At 63.4% G+C, this 14,913-nt stretch carries 18 protein-coding genes, 1 tRNA gene and 1 pseudogene; 6 read left to right on the top strand and 14 right to left on the bottom strand.

Annotated elements, in window-relative coordinates:
• Positions 1-139 precede the first annotated feature (139 nt).
• From ACFDR6_RS28280 to ACFDR6_RS28265, 4 genes are all read right to left on the bottom strand, one after another.
• Entirely contained in the window at positions 140-1,339 is a 1,200-nt protein-coding gene (locus tag ACFDR6_RS28280; protein ID WP_375860286.1) for an MFS transporter, read from the bottom strand.
• A gap of 145 nt (positions 1,340-1,484) precedes the next feature.
• Positions 1,485-2,312: a 3-oxoadipate:acetyl-CoA acetyltransferase gene (locus ACFDR6_RS28275; protein WP_317243596.1), complete on the bottom strand. Its 828-nt coding sequence runs from the start codon at positions 2,310-2,312 to the stop codon at positions 1,485-1,487.
• 133 nt (positions 2,313-2,445) lie between these two features.
• Positions 2,446-2,616, bottom strand: a complete 171-nt coding sequence (locus tag ACFDR6_RS28270) for a hypothetical protein (protein WP_212092251.1) — start codon at positions 2,614-2,616, stop codon at positions 2,446-2,448.
• Positions 2,613-2,825, bottom strand: a complete 213-nt coding sequence (locus ACFDR6_RS28265; protein WP_212092252.1) for a hypothetical protein — start codon at positions 2,823-2,825, stop codon at positions 2,613-2,615. The genes ACFDR6_RS28270 and ACFDR6_RS28265 overlap by 4 nt, the downstream gene beginning before the upstream one ends.
• Positions 2,826-3,193: 368 nt before the next feature.
• Between ACFDR6_RS28265 and ACFDR6_RS28260 the strand changes: the two genes are divergently transcribed.
• Positions 3,194-4,378, top strand: coding sequence for an OpgC domain-containing protein (locus ACFDR6_RS28260; protein ID WP_375860284.1), 1,185 nt, complete (start codon positions 3,194-3,196; stop codon positions 4,376-4,378).
• An 86-nt stretch (positions 4,379-4,464) separates the two neighbouring features.
• Here ACFDR6_RS28260 and ACFDR6_RS28255 read toward each other — a convergent pair whose 3' ends face one another.
• From ACFDR6_RS28255 to ACFDR6_RS28230, 6 genes and pseudogenes are all read right to left on the bottom strand, one after another.
• The gene (locus tag ACFDR6_RS28255; protein WP_375860283.1) at positions 4,465-5,448 is read right to left on the bottom strand and encodes a zinc-dependent alcohol dehydrogenase family protein; all 984 of its coding nucleotides are present in this window, start codon (positions 5,446-5,448) and stop codon (positions 4,465-4,467) included.
• A gap of 263 nt (positions 5,449-5,711) precedes the next feature.
• A pseudogene (locus ACFDR6_RS28250) lies at positions 5,712-5,875 on the bottom strand (DUF2231 domain-containing protein); the annotation flags it as partial.
• Positions 5,876-5,938: 63 nt separating this feature from the next.
• Positions 5,939-6,244 (bottom strand): hypothetical protein, encoded by a 306-nt coding sequence (locus ACFDR6_RS28245; protein WP_212092255.1) that lies wholly within the window; start codon positions 6,242-6,244, stop codon positions 5,939-5,941.
• 252 nt (positions 6,245-6,496) lie between these two features.
• Positions 6,497-7,030, bottom strand: a complete 534-nt coding sequence (locus ACFDR6_RS28240) for a hypothetical protein (RefSeq protein ID WP_317243591.1) — start codon at positions 7,028-7,030, stop codon at positions 6,497-6,499.
• Between the two features lie 51 nt (positions 7,031-7,081).
• The gene (locus ACFDR6_RS28235) at positions 7,082-7,228 is read right to left on the bottom strand and encodes a pentapeptide repeat-containing protein (RefSeq protein WP_375860403.1); all 147 of its coding nucleotides are present in this window, start codon (positions 7,226-7,228) and stop codon (positions 7,082-7,084) included.
• On the bottom strand, positions 7,192-7,350 hold the full coding sequence (locus tag ACFDR6_RS28230) for a pentapeptide repeat-containing protein (RefSeq protein WP_375860401.1): 159 nt from the start codon (positions 7,348-7,350) through the stop codon (positions 7,192-7,194). Before ACFDR6_RS28230 ends, ACFDR6_RS28235 begins: the two co-directional genes overlap by 37 nt.
• A 541-nt stretch (positions 7,351-7,891) precedes the next feature.
• Between ACFDR6_RS28230 and ACFDR6_RS28225 the strand changes: the two genes are divergently transcribed.
• Positions 7,892-8,248, top strand: coding sequence for a hypothetical protein (locus tag ACFDR6_RS28225; protein WP_375860282.1), 357 nt, complete (start codon positions 7,892-7,894; stop codon positions 8,246-8,248).
• 314 nt (positions 8,249-8,562) lie between these two features.
• On the opposite strand, the gene ACFDR6_RS28220 is transcribed toward ACFDR6_RS28225, so the two are convergent.
• The 3 genes from ACFDR6_RS28220 to ACFDR6_RS28210 all read right to left on the bottom strand — a co-directional run bounded on the left by ACFDR6_RS28220 (position 8,563) and on the right by ACFDR6_RS28210 (position 9,422).
• Positions 8,563-8,636 (bottom strand) — tRNA-Gly (locus tag ACFDR6_RS28220).
• Positions 8,637-8,967: 331 nt separating this feature from the next.
• On the bottom strand, positions 8,968-9,207 hold the full coding sequence (locus ACFDR6_RS28215; RefSeq protein ID WP_212092258.1) for a hypothetical protein: 240 nt from the start codon (positions 9,205-9,207) through the stop codon (positions 8,968-8,970).
• A gap of 17 nt (positions 9,208-9,224) precedes the next feature.
• Positions 9,225-9,422, bottom strand: a complete 198-nt coding sequence (locus ACFDR6_RS28210; protein WP_212092259.1) for a hypothetical protein — start codon at positions 9,420-9,422, stop codon at positions 9,225-9,227.
• A 197-nt stretch (positions 9,423-9,619) separates the two neighbouring features.
• On the opposite strand from ACFDR6_RS28210, the gene ACFDR6_RS28205 reads away from it, so the two are divergent.
• Entirely contained in the window at positions 9,620-9,994 is a 375-nt protein-coding gene (locus tag ACFDR6_RS28205) for a YciI family protein (protein WP_375860280.1), read from the top strand.
• Here ACFDR6_RS28205 and ACFDR6_RS28200 read toward each other — a convergent pair.
• On the bottom strand, positions 9,961-10,554 hold the full coding sequence (locus ACFDR6_RS28200) for a TMEM175 family protein (RefSeq protein ID WP_375860279.1): 594 nt from the start codon (positions 10,552-10,554) through the stop codon (positions 9,961-9,963). The genes ACFDR6_RS28205 and ACFDR6_RS28200 overlap by 34 nt on opposite strands.
• 127 nt (positions 10,555-10,681) lie before the next feature.
• On the opposite strand from ACFDR6_RS28200, the gene ACFDR6_RS28195 reads away from it, so the two are divergent.
• From ACFDR6_RS28195 to ACFDR6_RS28185, 3 genes are all read left to right on the top strand, one after another.
• Positions 10,682-12,739 (top strand): ATP-dependent helicase, encoded by a 2,058-nt coding sequence (locus tag ACFDR6_RS28195; RefSeq protein WP_375860278.1) that lies wholly within the window; start codon positions 10,682-10,684, stop codon positions 12,737-12,739.
• Between the two features lie 57 nt (positions 12,740-12,796).
• Positions 12,797-13,777: an NADPH:quinone oxidoreductase family protein gene (locus ACFDR6_RS28190; RefSeq protein ID WP_375860277.1), complete on the top strand. Its 981-nt coding sequence runs from the start codon at positions 12,797-12,799 to the stop codon at positions 13,775-13,777.
• A gap of 96 nt (positions 13,778-13,873) precedes the next feature.
• Positions 13,874-14,905, top strand: coding sequence for an LLM class flavin-dependent oxidoreductase (locus tag ACFDR6_RS28185; RefSeq protein ID WP_375860276.1), 1,032 nt, complete (start codon positions 13,874-13,876; stop codon positions 14,903-14,905).
• Positions 14,906-14,913: the final 8 nt, after the last annotated feature.

The following is a 14,913-nucleotide window of genomic DNA, read 5'->3' as shown; positions in this document are numbered from 1 at the left end:
GAGATCGCGGTCCGCGCTCCCTGCGGATACACCATTTTAGCGCGGTGAGCACTGCACTGGCGGCATACGGCTATCTCCTGCCGGGCACGGAGGGCGGCGCCGGCCGCAACTTTCCGCGCCGCGATATTGCCTGGAGGGCTCAGGTCGCGGCCACCGCCACCTGCGGCCGCCTCCGCCCAAGCAGGACCAGGATCAGCACGGTCGCGCAGGAGCAGACGAAGGTGAGGCCGAGCGCGCCGCGGCTGCCGAATTCGGTGAGCAGGCCGACAAGGAGCGGCGGCGAGATCGCGGAGGCGAGATTGAGCGGCAGCGCAATCATCGACATCGCCTTGACGAATTCAGTCTGGTCGTAGAACACGAGCGGGATGGTGGCCCGCGCCACCGCCATCGCGCCGCTGCCGGCGCCATAGAGCAGGATGAAGACCGCGACGGCCCAGGTCGCGCCCTCGCTCAGCATCAGCAGCAGCATGGCCAACGGCAGCGCCGTGCCCGCAACCAGCCCGGTCGTGATCCCGTCCCACCGCCCGCCGCCAAGAAGATCCAGCCCGCGGGCGCTGACCTGGATCACGCCCAGCATCGAGCCGCACAGAAGCGCCTGCGCCGGCGGCAGCCCCTCCGCGCGCAGGAGCTCGATCATGATGGCGCTGATGCCGAAATTGACGAAGGCGTTGAGCGTGATCGCGGCGACGACGAGGCCGAAAGTGCTCCGTGGAATCGTGGGCGGCGGCGGCGCCTTGACCGGCTCGCCGCCATCATCCCCGGCGATTTTCCGGCGCGGCGCGAGCGCATAGAGCGGAAGGCTGACGACGAGCATCATCGCGGCATAGACGAGGCACGTCCCGCGCCAGCCGAGGTGAGCGCTCAGTAACGAGGTCGTCGGCCAGAAGATGCTGTTGGACAGGCCCGTCACCAGCATCAAGGCCCCGATCGCATTCTTGGCCTGTCGCCCGGCAATCTCGTTCAGCATGATATAGGCGCCGGTCGACAGCGTGGCGCTGCCGGCGATGCCGAGGACGATCCAGGCGGCGAAATACATCGTCGGCTCGCGCGCGAGGGACAGCAGCACGAAGCCCGGCGCGGTGACGACCGTGCCGACCATCATGACAGTCCGTGCGCCATGAAGCGCGAATGATTTGGCGAGCCACGGGGCGCACAGGCCCATCGAGACATAGAGAACGGATGTCCCGGCGAACACCGCCGGCAGGCTCATGCCGAGGTCGGCGGCGAGGTCGCGCCCGACGATGGCAGGCAGCCCGATCGTGCCCCATCCGACCAGCTGCGTGATGGCGAGCACCAGCAGGACGCCGATCAGCCTGCCGTCAGATTTCAAGAACCGCATTCCAAACGTCGCCTGGCCGACAGGCGCAGATCGCGCCTGTGAGCCATGCTTAGCCGGGGACCGAGCCCACGGGAACGCCGACCGCCGAATGGCAGAAGGCGGCCAGGAGCATGTCAGGCACACGTCAGGCGCGGGATGATCGTCCTTATCGGGCGATCCCGAGCAAGGAGCGCGCCTCTGCCGCAGTCGCGACGCGCCGTCCGTGGCGGGCGACAGCCTCGCAGGCGATGCTCACGAGCTCCGCATTGCTGGCGGCGAGGCGCGTCTTGTCGACCCTGATATTGTCCTCGAGCCCGGTGCGAACCGCATCGGCGTCCCGCGCCAGCGCCCAGCCCATGACCTCGGCCTGATGACGTCCGATCCCGGCCGCGGTCCACGTCGCGTTCGGGATCAGCCGCCTCAGCTCTGCCAGAAGGATGTCGAGGACGTGTTCGTCCGCGGGCATCGCATTCTTGACGCCCATAACGAACTGCACGTGCGGACGGGCGTCGATCAGCCCCGCCTCGATCAGACGCCGAGCACCATGCAGATGCGAGAGATCGAAGATCTCGATTTCCGGACGAATGCCATTTGCCTTCATGCCGGTGGCAAGAGTCTCGACCAGAGCGGCGCTGTTCTCGTAGACGATGGTCGGAAAATTGACTGAGCCTGTGGACAGCGAGGCCATATCCGGCTTCAGATAGAGCGACGATCCACGCGCCGAGGGATCGCGCCCTCGCCCGCCGGTCGAGAACTGTACGATCATGGCGGGACAATGCTTCCTGATCCCCTCCTGCACCAGCGCGAAGCGCTCCGGGTCGGAGGACGGCGTCTCGTCGTCGTTGCGAACATGGATATGCGCAAGGGTGGCGCCAGCCTCGAAGGCCTCGTGCGTCGATTCGATCTGCTCCGCCGGCAGGATCGGCACCGCGGGGTTGTCCTTCTTGCGCGGAACAGAGCCGGTAATAGCAACAGCAACGACGACGGGGTTCATCCTGCATCCTCATGATGATCGCGCTCGAGCGCAATGTTCGAACGAACATCACATAACGCCTGAAAACCGGCCGCGGCAACCAACATCGCCCTGAGCGGCTATGAGCGCCACCTCGCGACGCGGCCTCGCCGCATCAGGCCGTATGGCCGGGATCGACGTGCTTCGGCGTCTTCTTGTCGCGCTGGGGCGTCATCCTGGCAGGATCCGGCGCGCCGGGGACCCCGCGCGGACCCAGCTGCTCGCGCTGGATGTCGTCCTCGGAGCGGGATGGCTCCACGCCGTTCGGCTCACGGGGCTTGGTCATCCCGGCCTCACGCCCAGCGCGTTGTCGCCGGCCTCCCGGCCGGGCACGCTGACTTGAACTTCATGCCCCTCACGCAGCGCGAGGGATGCGGCCGCGACCGCCGACTCGAAAGCAGCTTCCTTGGTGGCATATGTGTTCTTGACGTCGCCGTCGTGCAGCACGCCCCATTCGTCCCGCACCGGCACGATGGCATATTGAGCAAGGCCCATTGTCGAACTCCTGGCTTGGCTTTCAAAAGACCGCCTGTCCGATAACGCGCCGGCGGGCTTAACGTTGCGTCAGCTGCGGATGGATCGCACTCACCTGCCACACCGTTGCCGCTGTCGTCGGCGGCCCCCAAAACGTTGCTGGTCGACATCCTGGTTGCGGCAATGACTATCTCGTCGGCGAGTTGAATACAGGGCGGTCTCCACCGCGCCAAAAGATTGATTTGCCTCAATAAGATCGCCGAAGCTGTTTCTAGGATTATCGTTGCTGCAAACCGGTTCGATACCAGACCTCGCGGGTAGTCGCGTACGCCCGGCAATCCAGGCCGACGTCACTCAAGCTCCCGCAATCATCACAATCGGCTTAGACAATGAGCGCCATCGCCCTGCCACCTTCGACACGGGACTTGCGCCTCGACCTGTTTCGCGGACTCGCAAACTGGGCGATGTTCCTGGGCCATATTCCCAGCACCGTGCTGGCTTGGCTGACGTTCCGGAACTATGGCTTCAGCGATGGCGCTGATCTGTTCGTGTTCATTTCAGGCTATACCTCGGCCCTTGTGTACACCAGGCACATGTCCGAGCGAGGCTTCGTTTTCGGAGCAACCCGACTCTTGAAGCGGGTCTGGCAGATCTACGCCGCGCACGTCTTGCTGTTCGTGTTCTATATCTCGTCCATCCATTTTCTCTCGCAGGAGTTCAACGTTCCCCGTTTCATCGATCAATTCAATGTTGCACCTCTTACGAATGCGCCGGTCGAAACGCTGTTGCAGGGACTGGTGCTGAGATACAAGCCGGTGAATCTCGATGTGCTGCCCCTGTATGTGGTTCTGATGGGTAGCTTTCCGCCAATCCTTTGGATGATGCTACGGCACCGAAACTGGATCATGGCAGGATCCGTCCTTCTGTATTTCGCCGCTCGACAATTTGGCTGGAATCTTCCCTCCTATCCCTCGGGCTGGTGGTATTTCAATCCTTTCACGTGGCAACTTCTCTTCGTCATCGGTGCGTGGCTGGCGCTCGGTGGAGCCGGAACGTTGAATTTCCTGGTTCGCTCCCGAGTGGTTTTCTGCGTCAGTGTGATCTATTTGCTTTTCGCGGCGGCAATGACCCTGGCGGGGATTCTGCCGGAGCTTCGGACGATATTTCCGCGCGCTCTGTTCGAGATATTTAATCCGAACGACAAAACCAATTTAGCGCCCTACCGTTTCCTGCATCTGGCGCTTCTGACAATCGTCGTAACGCGACTCATACCGATCGATGCACCGGGACTGCGCGCAGCCATCTGGCAACCGTTGATCAAATGCGGCCAACAGTCGCTTGAAGTGTTTTGCGTTGGAATCTACCTGTCATTCATCGCATATTTTATACTGCAAGCGACTTCCGACAATGTTCCTTCTCAGCTCCTCGTTGGAGCTGGTGGCCTGTCGGTCATGACCGCGGTTGCCTATTACAGATCATGGTCAAAGCGAGCGGATAAGACCGTCCACGCCAACTTGCATAGTCAAACCGGGAAAGACGGCCACAAGCCCGTCAGCGAACTCGCAATTCGTTGAGGTAGCACGGCCGTCTGAGGCCGGTCGCTGAAACTGCTGCCAATCGACAGCTGTCTAGATCAGACGATGAAGCCGCAACGATACAGTCACGAACGGAGCACCGCAGCGCCAACGAGCTTACCCTCCCTAAGGTGAGCGAGTGCTTCGTTCGCCTGCGTCAGCGGGAATACTGTTGTCTGTATCCGAATGTTGGCTTTAGCAGCAGCTGCGAGGAAATCGATTCCGTCGCGCCGCGTCAGATTGGCTACCGACATAATCTGTCGCTCTCCCCAGAGAATATCGTACGGGAATGCGGGAATGTCGGACATATGAATGCCGGCGCAGACGACCCGGCCGCCCTTTCGCACCGCGCGCAGGGCAAGAGGCACCAGCGCGCCAACAGGTGCGTAGATGATTGCGGCGTCGAGCTCGGCCGGTGGCCGATCCTCCGAAGCGCCAGCCCAATTCGCACCGAGAGAAAGCGCAAACTGCTGCGCGTCCCGATCGTCGGCACGTGTGAAGGCATAGACGGTCCGCCCCTGATCTCGAGCAACCTGCGCTACGATATGGCCCGCCGCGCCAAAACCATAGATGCCCAACGCTTTGCCCTCGCCCGCCATGATCAGGGATCTCCAACCGATCAGACCGGCGCAGAGCAGCGGGGCGACGGCTACGTCATCGCCGTCCTCGCCAAGTGGAAAGCAATACCTTGCATCGGCCACCAGATGGCTCGCAAAGCCACCATCACGCGTGTAGCCGGTGAATTGGGGCCGATCGCAGAGATTTTCCTTGCCGGTGCGGCAGTAAAGGCACTCTCCGCAGGTGTAACCAAGCCAAGGTACGCCGACGCGCGTGCCCAAGGCCAGATTCTCGACATCCTCGCCCAGTGCATCAACGCGGCCGACGACCTCATGACCCGGAACGATCGGATAAGGAATGTCGGGCAGCTCACCGTCAACGACGTGCAGATCGGTTCGACAAACTCCGCAAGCGCTGACTTTGATACGAACCTCGCCTCGTCCGGGAACGGGATCCGGTCGCTCTTGAAATGAAAGCGGCTTTCCTCGCGCAGTCAGGATCATCGCATGCATCTGAGAAGCCCTCCATCACGCACCCCAACCGGGATCAAAAGCAAGACGGCGCGGCCGTCACTCGATGTCGGTCACCGCCTCGCGAACCCTTCTCGGCGGCTGCAGCGACGCGATTGACCGTACCGGAACGCATGGGTGAACTCCTGGCGCCTCTATAGGCTATCAACGACGCGCGGAGGCGGTTTGAGCTGCCTCAAGCACGGCTGCGCGCGGGCCCCTACTCTGGCACGCCCCAAGTGCAGGCCTTGCGCCACGGTGGGCGTCAGCCAGGCGGAAAAATCGCCCGCATGATCTCGGCGCTTGCGGCATAGGCGATGTCGGTCAGCAGCGCCCCGACACAGCACGCGATCGGGATCGGCACCAGCATCGGATGAATGGGATGACCGGCGATCTGCGCGGTGGTGCGCCCGCGCACGTTTTCCTGCACGGTCGGCCTCGTGGGACTTTAGGCCCTGCCCGACCGGCCAATTCGTGCGCCGTGTGATGGTTCCTAGCGGCGCGTCAGGCCCAGCCTCTGGCGAACCTCGTCGTCCTCGATCGCCCGACCGAGGCGCGCATCCTTGCCGTCTTCGAAATCTTCCGCGAACGTTTCGAGCGTGCGAAATGCGTCCCCGGCGCTCGGTGCCGTCTCAATGTGAGCAATCGACTGACCGTTGACCGTGAGATCGGCCTCGCCCCAAGGCGTGGTGTCGATCGCGAGGCGATCGCCGCCGGCATTTGCAGTGAAGTGCTGGACGGTGGACTTCGACGTCGGCAAGGAGAGATCCGGCGTCCAATCGATAGGCTTGTCGGTCATGTCGTGTGTACCCCGAAGTCAGGGCCGACGAATAGACTATCCGCCGCGCGGGACATTGACCTGGATCAGGCCCGGCGGCCGGGCCGTCCTTGTTCTTGCGGGCCTGGGTGGGCATCGGACACCAGCCCCACGGCGGCTTTGCAATTCGCCACGATCAGGTCGCGATACAGCACACAGTCAACTGAGTTTCACCGTAACCCGGTTGCGAATTGCATGGGAGCGTGGCCCGCAAGGCAACGTCTCGAAGGAACATCAGGCCGCACTCAGCAGCAGCGCACAAAAGCCGAGGACAACGGTCTGAGCCGCGGACGCTCCGAAGGTCACGATCTTGATGGTCGTCGCCAGACGCATCAGGTTGAATTTGGTGTCGCTCACGTCGTGGCGCAGGAGGACGTGCGCGATCATGGCGTCTTCCACGAGATCGCTGATGATATAGGCGGTCGGCACGATGCTTACCGCGACGCAATACCACCTATCGGCCGGGTCAGGCCATGTCAGCGCCGAAACGAGCCATAGCGAGCCAGCGACGAAAAACCCTCCGACAAGAAAAATGTAGACGACATCCAGAGGCATGATGCACTGGGCATAAGGCCTGCGGAAAGGACCATTGGCGGGCGACCGCAGCCACTGCTCGAGCGATCTTGGAGTAAGCGCCTCGCCGGTCGATGGAATCGGTCCTGGGCGTTCGAGGAAGCGAGCGCCCACATCGGCGCCAAACCGGCTCGAAATCATGGCCACGATGAACGGCCAGATGATGGCCGCCGCGGCGAACGTGATTGCGTACATCTTTCCTCCCGAAATTCGCTTAGGTGAGCCCCTCTCAGCGACGTGGCCGGTTCAGGGCTTTCGACGTCTGGGCATTTGGCTGGCAATCGCCACGCCGAACTCCGCCTTGGCGCCCCTGAAATTGGCCCGGCTGACCGTGGCACCGCACAGATTGGCGCCGGTCAGATCCGCGCCCTGAAATCGGCGCCTCCCAGGGATGCGTCCTCGAAGTTGACGCCGCGAAGATCGGCATGGCGCAAATCGGTGATGAAGCAGCGAGCTGGAGAGATGCTCTGCGATTTTCTGCCTGAGGCGAACGATGTTGGTGTCGGCCCCGCCATCATCAGCGTCGTTCCACGTGCCATCCAGCAACAAGATGATGCGCTTCGCCACTCCAGCCCCACGGCCTCACGGCACGCCCGGCAGAACTCGATCAATCTAGCGAGATTGTGTCCGCCCGCCTGCAACTTGAGGATGCTACACTTGCTCCGAGGATGTCCAGCGGGTTCGCCGTCAGCGCACAGCGAGCGCCGACGACCACTCGAAACGCGTCAGGTGCAGGGGATCGCGCGGATATGCTCAGGTGCCGGACAATTCTGGCGCGGCACGTGTTGGAGCGGGTGAAGGGAATCGAACCCTCGTATTCAGCTTGGAAGTCCGATTTCGGTTCAGTCACCAAACTTCACTCAGCGTCATTTCTAATCACGTTTCAACGCTTTAGACCCAAACCTCACTTCACCGGGCTTCATTCAAAATCGGTCCCCGTCACGGTATCTTGCGCCCGGTGAGCGCCCGAAAACATGGGCACATCGACCAATCTCTGGTTGTCTGGATCGCCGGCTACTAGCACCATACGAAGCGCGTTTTTGGCAGGATTCGTCGATGGACAAAAAGCTTCGCCTACCGGAAGTCGCTGAGTCATGGGTGCCTAAGCGCTACTTGTTCGACGAACCAATCAGCGTTGCCAGGCAACACTCTGGTGACATCCTGATATGGGTTATGAAGATACTGCTCGGGATAATCTACGCAGAGCGACTCTTCCCCTTGCAGCGATCCAAACCGCGAGGGCGCCGGATAATTCCTTCTGACATGAAGGATTCTTTGACGATGACCCACTTCTTCGTCCAATCCCTCGATCTGAAAATTGAGTTCGAGGCTGAAGGAGAGTTGCGGATTCCTGGGTCAGTCTTCATCTTTAACTTGAAGCAGCATTCAGACCCCCAGACTCACTTCCATTAGGTCCCGACGTCGCTTGCGGATTTGAAGAATAGATCAGCATCGGCCTATTCTGGATTCACGACCAATCAGGCTGCGGCGAATAAGTCCGCCTGAGTCGGTTCGCTTGACGCCAGCCTTGCAGGCTTCGCGTGACATCGAGTGAACACAAAAGATCACGCAGTCATCGTGAGTCGGAAGAGCAGCAGCCCGAAAAAAAGATGCTCTAAGTGCGCCCGACTTGCGCCCGATCTGCAGTGAATAAGTCGACCATCGACCTTGGCCGCGCGACTCCGCTGTGCAACTTACTGAGTTGCAAGTGAAATTTACGGAGACGTTGGAGCGGGTGAAGGGAATCGAACCCTCGTATTCAGCTTGGAAGGCTGCTGCTCTACCATTGAGCTACACCCGCATGAGGGGCTCCCTAACACGGCCGGGCGGCGGTCTCAACTGCCCAGGAGGTCGCCTTGCAACGTCTTGCGCCCCGTGCGAGCGCCCTGGTTCCTTCCCGACCCGGCGCCCCTTAACAGCGCCAGGAATGCCGCCTATATTGAGATCTTCCGAAACCAACGAAAGGAGGTGATCCAGTGTCTCTTACCAAGCGCTGTCACCTCGCTGGGATCGCCCGCTGAGCTCCGGCTAAAGGGCTTGGCATCGGGGCGCTCTCAGCCCTGGACCAGCGAGCAAGAAATCGGGCGCGACGGGGCCTCCCCGCCGCGCCTTTCTTTTCGGATTTGCTCGTTTCAGATTTGACTTGTGGATCGCGGCCGCTCGCCGGTCCAGCCCACGCGAATCCGCTCGCGCAGCGCAACGGCTGCGATGAGAATCCCGACGCACCAGGCCACGACCGCGCGGTGGGGCTCCGCGCCGAGCAGCACCGTGAAGAGGCTCGTCAGCAGGCACGGCGCGATGACCTTCCCCGTCCGGCTCATGAGTGCAAGCAGGAACGGCATCGCGGCGATCGATATTTGCAGGACGTCCATATCGGGGACGCAGGACTTCAGAAGCCGAAGATGCCGAACATGCGCGGGCGTTTGCCGCGCCGGCTCTCCACGATCCGCTCGCCGCCGTTCTCGGCCGAGCTGCCGTAATAGCGGTGATGGCCGGCCTGGTCGTGCAGGTCGGCAGGCTCCGATAGTCCGGCCCGACGCGCATCGCAGATGATCTTGCAAGCATTCCTGGTGTTGTGACCCGACATTGCCGCCTCCAGCGAAAATCTTGTTGTTGTGGTCATCAGTCGCGACCGGTTCCGGCGGCGTTCACACGGCAACGCCGCAATCGGGTTTCAGGACGGTTTCGTCGCTTGCGGGCTACGCAATATTTTGCTTCGGAATTGTCGGCACCGCCGTCGGTGCGACGTCCTTGGGACCCGTGCAGAAAAACAACGAGGTGACGATGCTTTACGCCATCCTGGCCTATCACGTGGAAGACGAGGTCATGTCCTGGACGCCCGAGCAGGACGCCGCGGTGGTGGCCAAAGTCATCGAGGTTCAGGCCCCCTTGCGGGCCAGCGGCCAGTTTGGGCCGGCCGCCCGCCTGGATGAGACCCGAAAGGCCCGCACCCTGCGGGGCCCCGGCGCCGGCATGGTGCTGGACGGCCCGTTTGCCGAGACCAAGGAGCAGCTTCTGGGCTTTCACCTGATGGAATGCGGCACCGAGGAAGAGGCGATCGCGGCGGCGCGGAAGCTGCGGGCGGTCAATCCGACCGCGGTCTATGAAATCCGCCCGGTCAAGCTTTACGTGCCTGCCGATGGGTTCGGCGCGACATAGAAGCGCTGGATCAGCAGCCCGCCAAAGGCGATGCACCACACGTAAGGCGCGATATGCGGCGCAAACGCCGCAACGATCGTGCCGGGGATGAACACCAACAGCGGAAACATCGAGGCGACGATCTCGCGGCCCCACCCCCGCAGGATTGTCCACCACAGCCAGACATTGAGGCCGGCGATCGCGGTCAGATGCAGGCCGTAGAGCACCGCGACCGCGCTGCTCATGGCGAAATTGGTGTAGAGGCCGTTGGTCACCGGCAGCAGCACGATCGAGAGCAGGAAGAACAGGTTGAGGACCACTACGCCGCGGCTGCCGACGGGCTGGCGGGCCAGCCGGCGATGATGGCTGATCCAGAACACTCCGGCGATGATGAAGCTGAGCGCGAAGCCGGCGAGCTTGCCGGAATAGACATGGGCGAGGTCGCTCCAGCCGGGCGCACTGGTGAACACCGCGGCCTTGGGCAGGTCGTACGCCAGAAGCGTCATGGCGACACCAAAAATGGTGTTGCTGAGCGATTCCAGCCGTCGCATCTCGAACAGGTCGGGCTTGAGCTCGGTCATGCCGGGGGCGCTTTTCGAAACTGGAACCTTGGGCCGTCCTCCCCCTAAATCCTAAAGCCGGTTTCGTCCAGCCGCATTGCGATTCGCGGCGGGATCGCCGACTCTCGCCCTTTCACTGGGGCGATTCGTGGCAGCATATCTGGACACGCTCAATGCGGAGCAGCGCCGCGCCGTGGAGCATGGCGTGGCCGAGGGTGCGACCGTGGGCGCTCCCCTGCTCGTCATTGCAGGAGCAGGCTCCGGCAAGACCAACACGCTGGCGCACCGCGTCGCACATCTGATCGTGGCGGGCGCCGATCCGCGCCGCATCCTGTTGATGACCTTCTCCCGCCGCGCGGCGGCAGAGATGGCCGGCCGGGTCGAGCGCATCGCCCGCAAGGTGCTGGGCGAGAACAACGCCGCGATCATGCGCGATGCGCTCAGCTGGGCCGGCACCTTCCACGGCATCGGCGCGCGTCTGTTGCGCGAATATGCCGAACGGATCGGCCTCGACCCCGCCTTCACCATCCACGACCGCGAGGATTCCGCCGACCTGATGAACCTGGTCCGGCACGAGCGCGGCCTGTCGAAGACCGAGAGCCGCTTTCCGGCCAAGGGCACGTGCCTGTCGATCTACTCGCGCTGCGTCAACGCCGAGATGGAGATCGAGAAGGTGCTGGGGCAGCACTATCCCTGGTGCGCAGGCTGGGCCGCCGAGCTGAAGGGCCTGTTCGCGGCTTACGTCGAGGCCAAGCAGGCCCAGCACGTGCTCGACTACGACGATTTGCTGCTCTACTGGTCGCAGATGATGAGCGATGCGCTGATCGCGGAGGAGATCGGCGGCCGCTTCGATCACGTGCTGGTCGATGAATATCAGGACACCAACCGCCTTCAATCCTCGATCCTGCTGGCGCTGAAGCCGGACGGCCGCGGCCTGACCGTGGTCGGCGACGACGCCCAGTCGATCTATTCGTTCCGCGCCGCCACGGTGCGCAACATCCTGGACTTTCCCCAGAGCTTCTCGCCGCGCGCCGAGATCATCACGCTCGATCGCAATTACCGCTCGACGCAAGCCGTGCTGGCTGCCGCCAACGGCGTCATCGGCCTTGCGCGCGAGCGCTTCACGAAAAACCTCTGGACCGACCGCAGCTCCGGGCAGAAGCCGCAGCTCGTCACCGTGCACGACGAGGCCGACCAGGCCCGCTACATCGTCGAGGAGGTGCTGGCGAACCGCGAGCAAGGCGCACTGCTCAAGCACCAGGCGGTGCTGTTCCGGACGTCCTCGCATTCCGGCCCGCTCGAAATCGAGCTGACCCGCCGCAACATCCCCTTCGTCAAGTTCGGCGGGCTGAAATTCCTCGACGCCGCGCATGTCAAGGACGTGCTGGCGCTGCTGCGCTTCGTCGAGAACCCGCGCGACCGCGTCGCCGGTTTCCGCATCCTGCATCTGTTGCCGGGAATCGGCCCCGCCACCGCGCAGCGGGTGCTCGACCAGATGGCGGAAAGCACCGATCCGCTCGCCGCGCTCGGCCAGATCCCGGCGCCGGCACGCACCGGCGCTGACTGGACCGACTTCGTGCGCACGACCCAGAACCTGCGCTATTCGGAATGGCCTGCCGATCTCGAACGCGTGCGGCTGTGGTACGAGCCGCATCTCGACCGCATGCACGAGGATTCCGAGACGCGCCGCGCCGACCTGATGCAGCTTGAGCAGATCGCGAGCGGCTATTCATCCCGCGAAAAATTCCTAACCGAGCTCACGCTCGATCCGCCGGATGCGACCAGCGACAAGTCGGGCCCGCCCTTGCGCGACGAGGACTATCTGATCCTTTCCACCATCCATTCGGCCAAGGGCCAGGAGTGGAAGTCGGTGTTCGTGCTCAACGTCGTCGACGGCTGCATGCCCTCCGATCTCGGCGCCGGCACCTCGGCCGAGCTCGAGGAGGAGCGCCGCCTGCTCTATGTCGCGATGACCCGCGCCAAGGACGATTTGCACCTCGTCGTTCCCCAGCGCTTCTTCACCCACGGCCAGGCCGCCAGAGGCGACCGCCACGTCTACGCCTCGCGCACCCGCTTCATCCCGGAGCCGCTGGTCTACCTGTTCGAGCGCACCGCCTGGCCGAAGGCCGCAACGGGTGCGGCCCGCACCGCGGCGCAAGGGCCGAAGATCGACATCGGCGCGCGGATGCGCGGGATGTGGCGATAGACGCAAGAGGCTGGTTTCGGGACCTGTCAGGATAAGTGGAACAGCCGAGGTCCCGATATGAAAGCCGTCGTCGTCGAGCAATACGCAACCATCGATCAGATCGACCTGAAGGACATCCCGCCCCCCTCGATGGAGCCGGGGCAATTGCGCATCCGCGTGGAAGCCGCCGGCATCGGCTTTGTCGACGGCTTGAAGATCGAGGGACGTTATCAGACCAAGGATCCACTCCCCTTCATTCCCGGAACGGAGTTCGCTGGCGTCGTGACGGAAGCTCCCGGCGCGCCCGGCGGCTATCAACCCGGCATGCGCGTGATGGGCATGACGCGGTCGGGCGCGCTTGCTGAAGAGATCGTCGTCAAGCCCGAAGCACTCCATCCGCTGCCCGACGGCGTCGCGGCCGAGGTCGCCGCCTCGTTTCGCGCCAACTATTTGACCGCGCTCTATGCGCTGAGCGCCCGCGCCGTCCTGGTCGCAGGCGAGCAGCTCCTGGTGCTGGGTGCGGCGGGCGGAACGGGAATCGCGGCCGTCCAGATCGGCAAGCTGCTCGGCGCGCGTGTGATCGCGGCGGCATCGACAGCGGACAAGCGCGCGTTCGCGCAGACGCACGGCGCCGACGCCGTGATCGATTATACGCAGTCCGACTGGCGCGACGGCTTCAAGGAGTTGACGGGCGGACACGGCGCCGACGTGATCTTCGATCCGGTCGGCGGCGAGATCTCTGTGCAGGCGTTTCGATCGATCGCCTGGCGCGGCCGTCATCTCGTGGTCGGGTTTGCCGCCGGCGCGATCCCCGCGCTGCCGTTCAACCTGCCGCTGCTGAAAGGCGGCGCCCTGCTCGGCGTCGACCTCGCGCAGATCCCGCTGCGCGAGCCCGAGTTGCAGAAGCGCCTGATGGCGCAATTGACGGGCTGGCTCGCCGACGGCCAGCTGAAGCCTGTGGTCGGCCGCGTTTTCGCGCTGGAGGATTTTCGCGAGGCGTTCAGGACCATGCAGACGCGCGGCGCGCTCGGCAAGATGGTGGTGCGGATCGCGCGATAGAACGCACAAACGGAAACCGAGCATTTCCGAAAGCCGGCTTGTGGCACCGCGGCCATTCATTAGGTGTGATCGATCCTCCCCGCAGAGACCTGATCAATGACCGCACCGCTTCAATTCGGCCTCGACACCTTTGGCGACGTCACCAAGGACGCTTCAGGCACCTTGCTCCCCCACGCCCAGGTCATCCGCAACGTCGTCGACGAAGCCGTGCTGGCCGACGAGCTCGGCCTCGACTTCATCGGCCTCGGCGAGCATCACCGCGCCGATTTCGCGACCTCCTCGCCGGAGACCGTGCTCGCTGCGATCGCATCGCGCACCAAGCGCATCCGTCTCGGCTCGGCCGTGACGGTGCTGTCCTCGGACGATCCGATCCGCGTGTTCCAGCGCTTTGCCACGCTCGATGCGCTGTCGAACGGCCGCGCTGAGGTCATCCTCGGCCGCGGCTCGTTCACCGAATCCTTCCCGCTGTTCGGCTTCGACCTGCGCAAATACGAAGAGCTGTTCGAGGAGAAGCTCGACCTGTTCGCCGCACTCTTGTCGCAGCAGCCGGTGAACTGGGACGGCAAGCTGCGTCCGCCGCTGCGGGACCAGCTGGTCTATCCGCCGGTCGAGAACGGCCGGCTGAAAACCTGGATCGGCGTCGGCGGCAGCCCGCAATCGGTGGTGCGCGCCGCGCATTACGACCTGCCTTTGATGCTCGCGATCATCGGCGGCGATCCCGCGCGCTTTGCGCCCTTCGTGGACCTCCATCATCGCGCCGCCAAGGAATTCGGCCGCCCCGCGCAGCCGATCGGCGTGCACTCGCCCGGCTACGTCGCCGAGACGGATGAAGAGGCCCGCGAAGAGCTGTGGCCCGACTACAAGGCCATGCGCGACCGCATCGGCAAGGAGCGCGGCTGGCCGCCGATGGGGCGCGACGAATTCGTCGGCGAGGCCGAGCACGGTTCGCTCTATGCCGGCTCGCCGGAGACGGTCGCGCGCAAGATCGCCAGGACCGCGAAGGCGCTCGGCATTTCGCGGTTTCAGTTGAAGTATTCGGCGGGTCCCTTGCCGCACGAGAAACTGATGCGGAGCATCGAGCTTTATGGGCGGAAGGTGGTGCCGATGGTCAGGGAGATGATGGGGTAGCGGCTTGT

Origin of the sequence: Bradyrhizobium tunisiense, from assembly GCF_042263385.1 — a bacterium.
Lineage (GTDB): Bacteria > Pseudomonadota > Alphaproteobacteria > Rhizobiales > Xanthobacteraceae > Bradyrhizobium > Bradyrhizobium tunisiense.
Note: the sequence above shows the minus strand (reverse complement) of the source record. Positions and strands in the feature narration are given on the sequence as shown.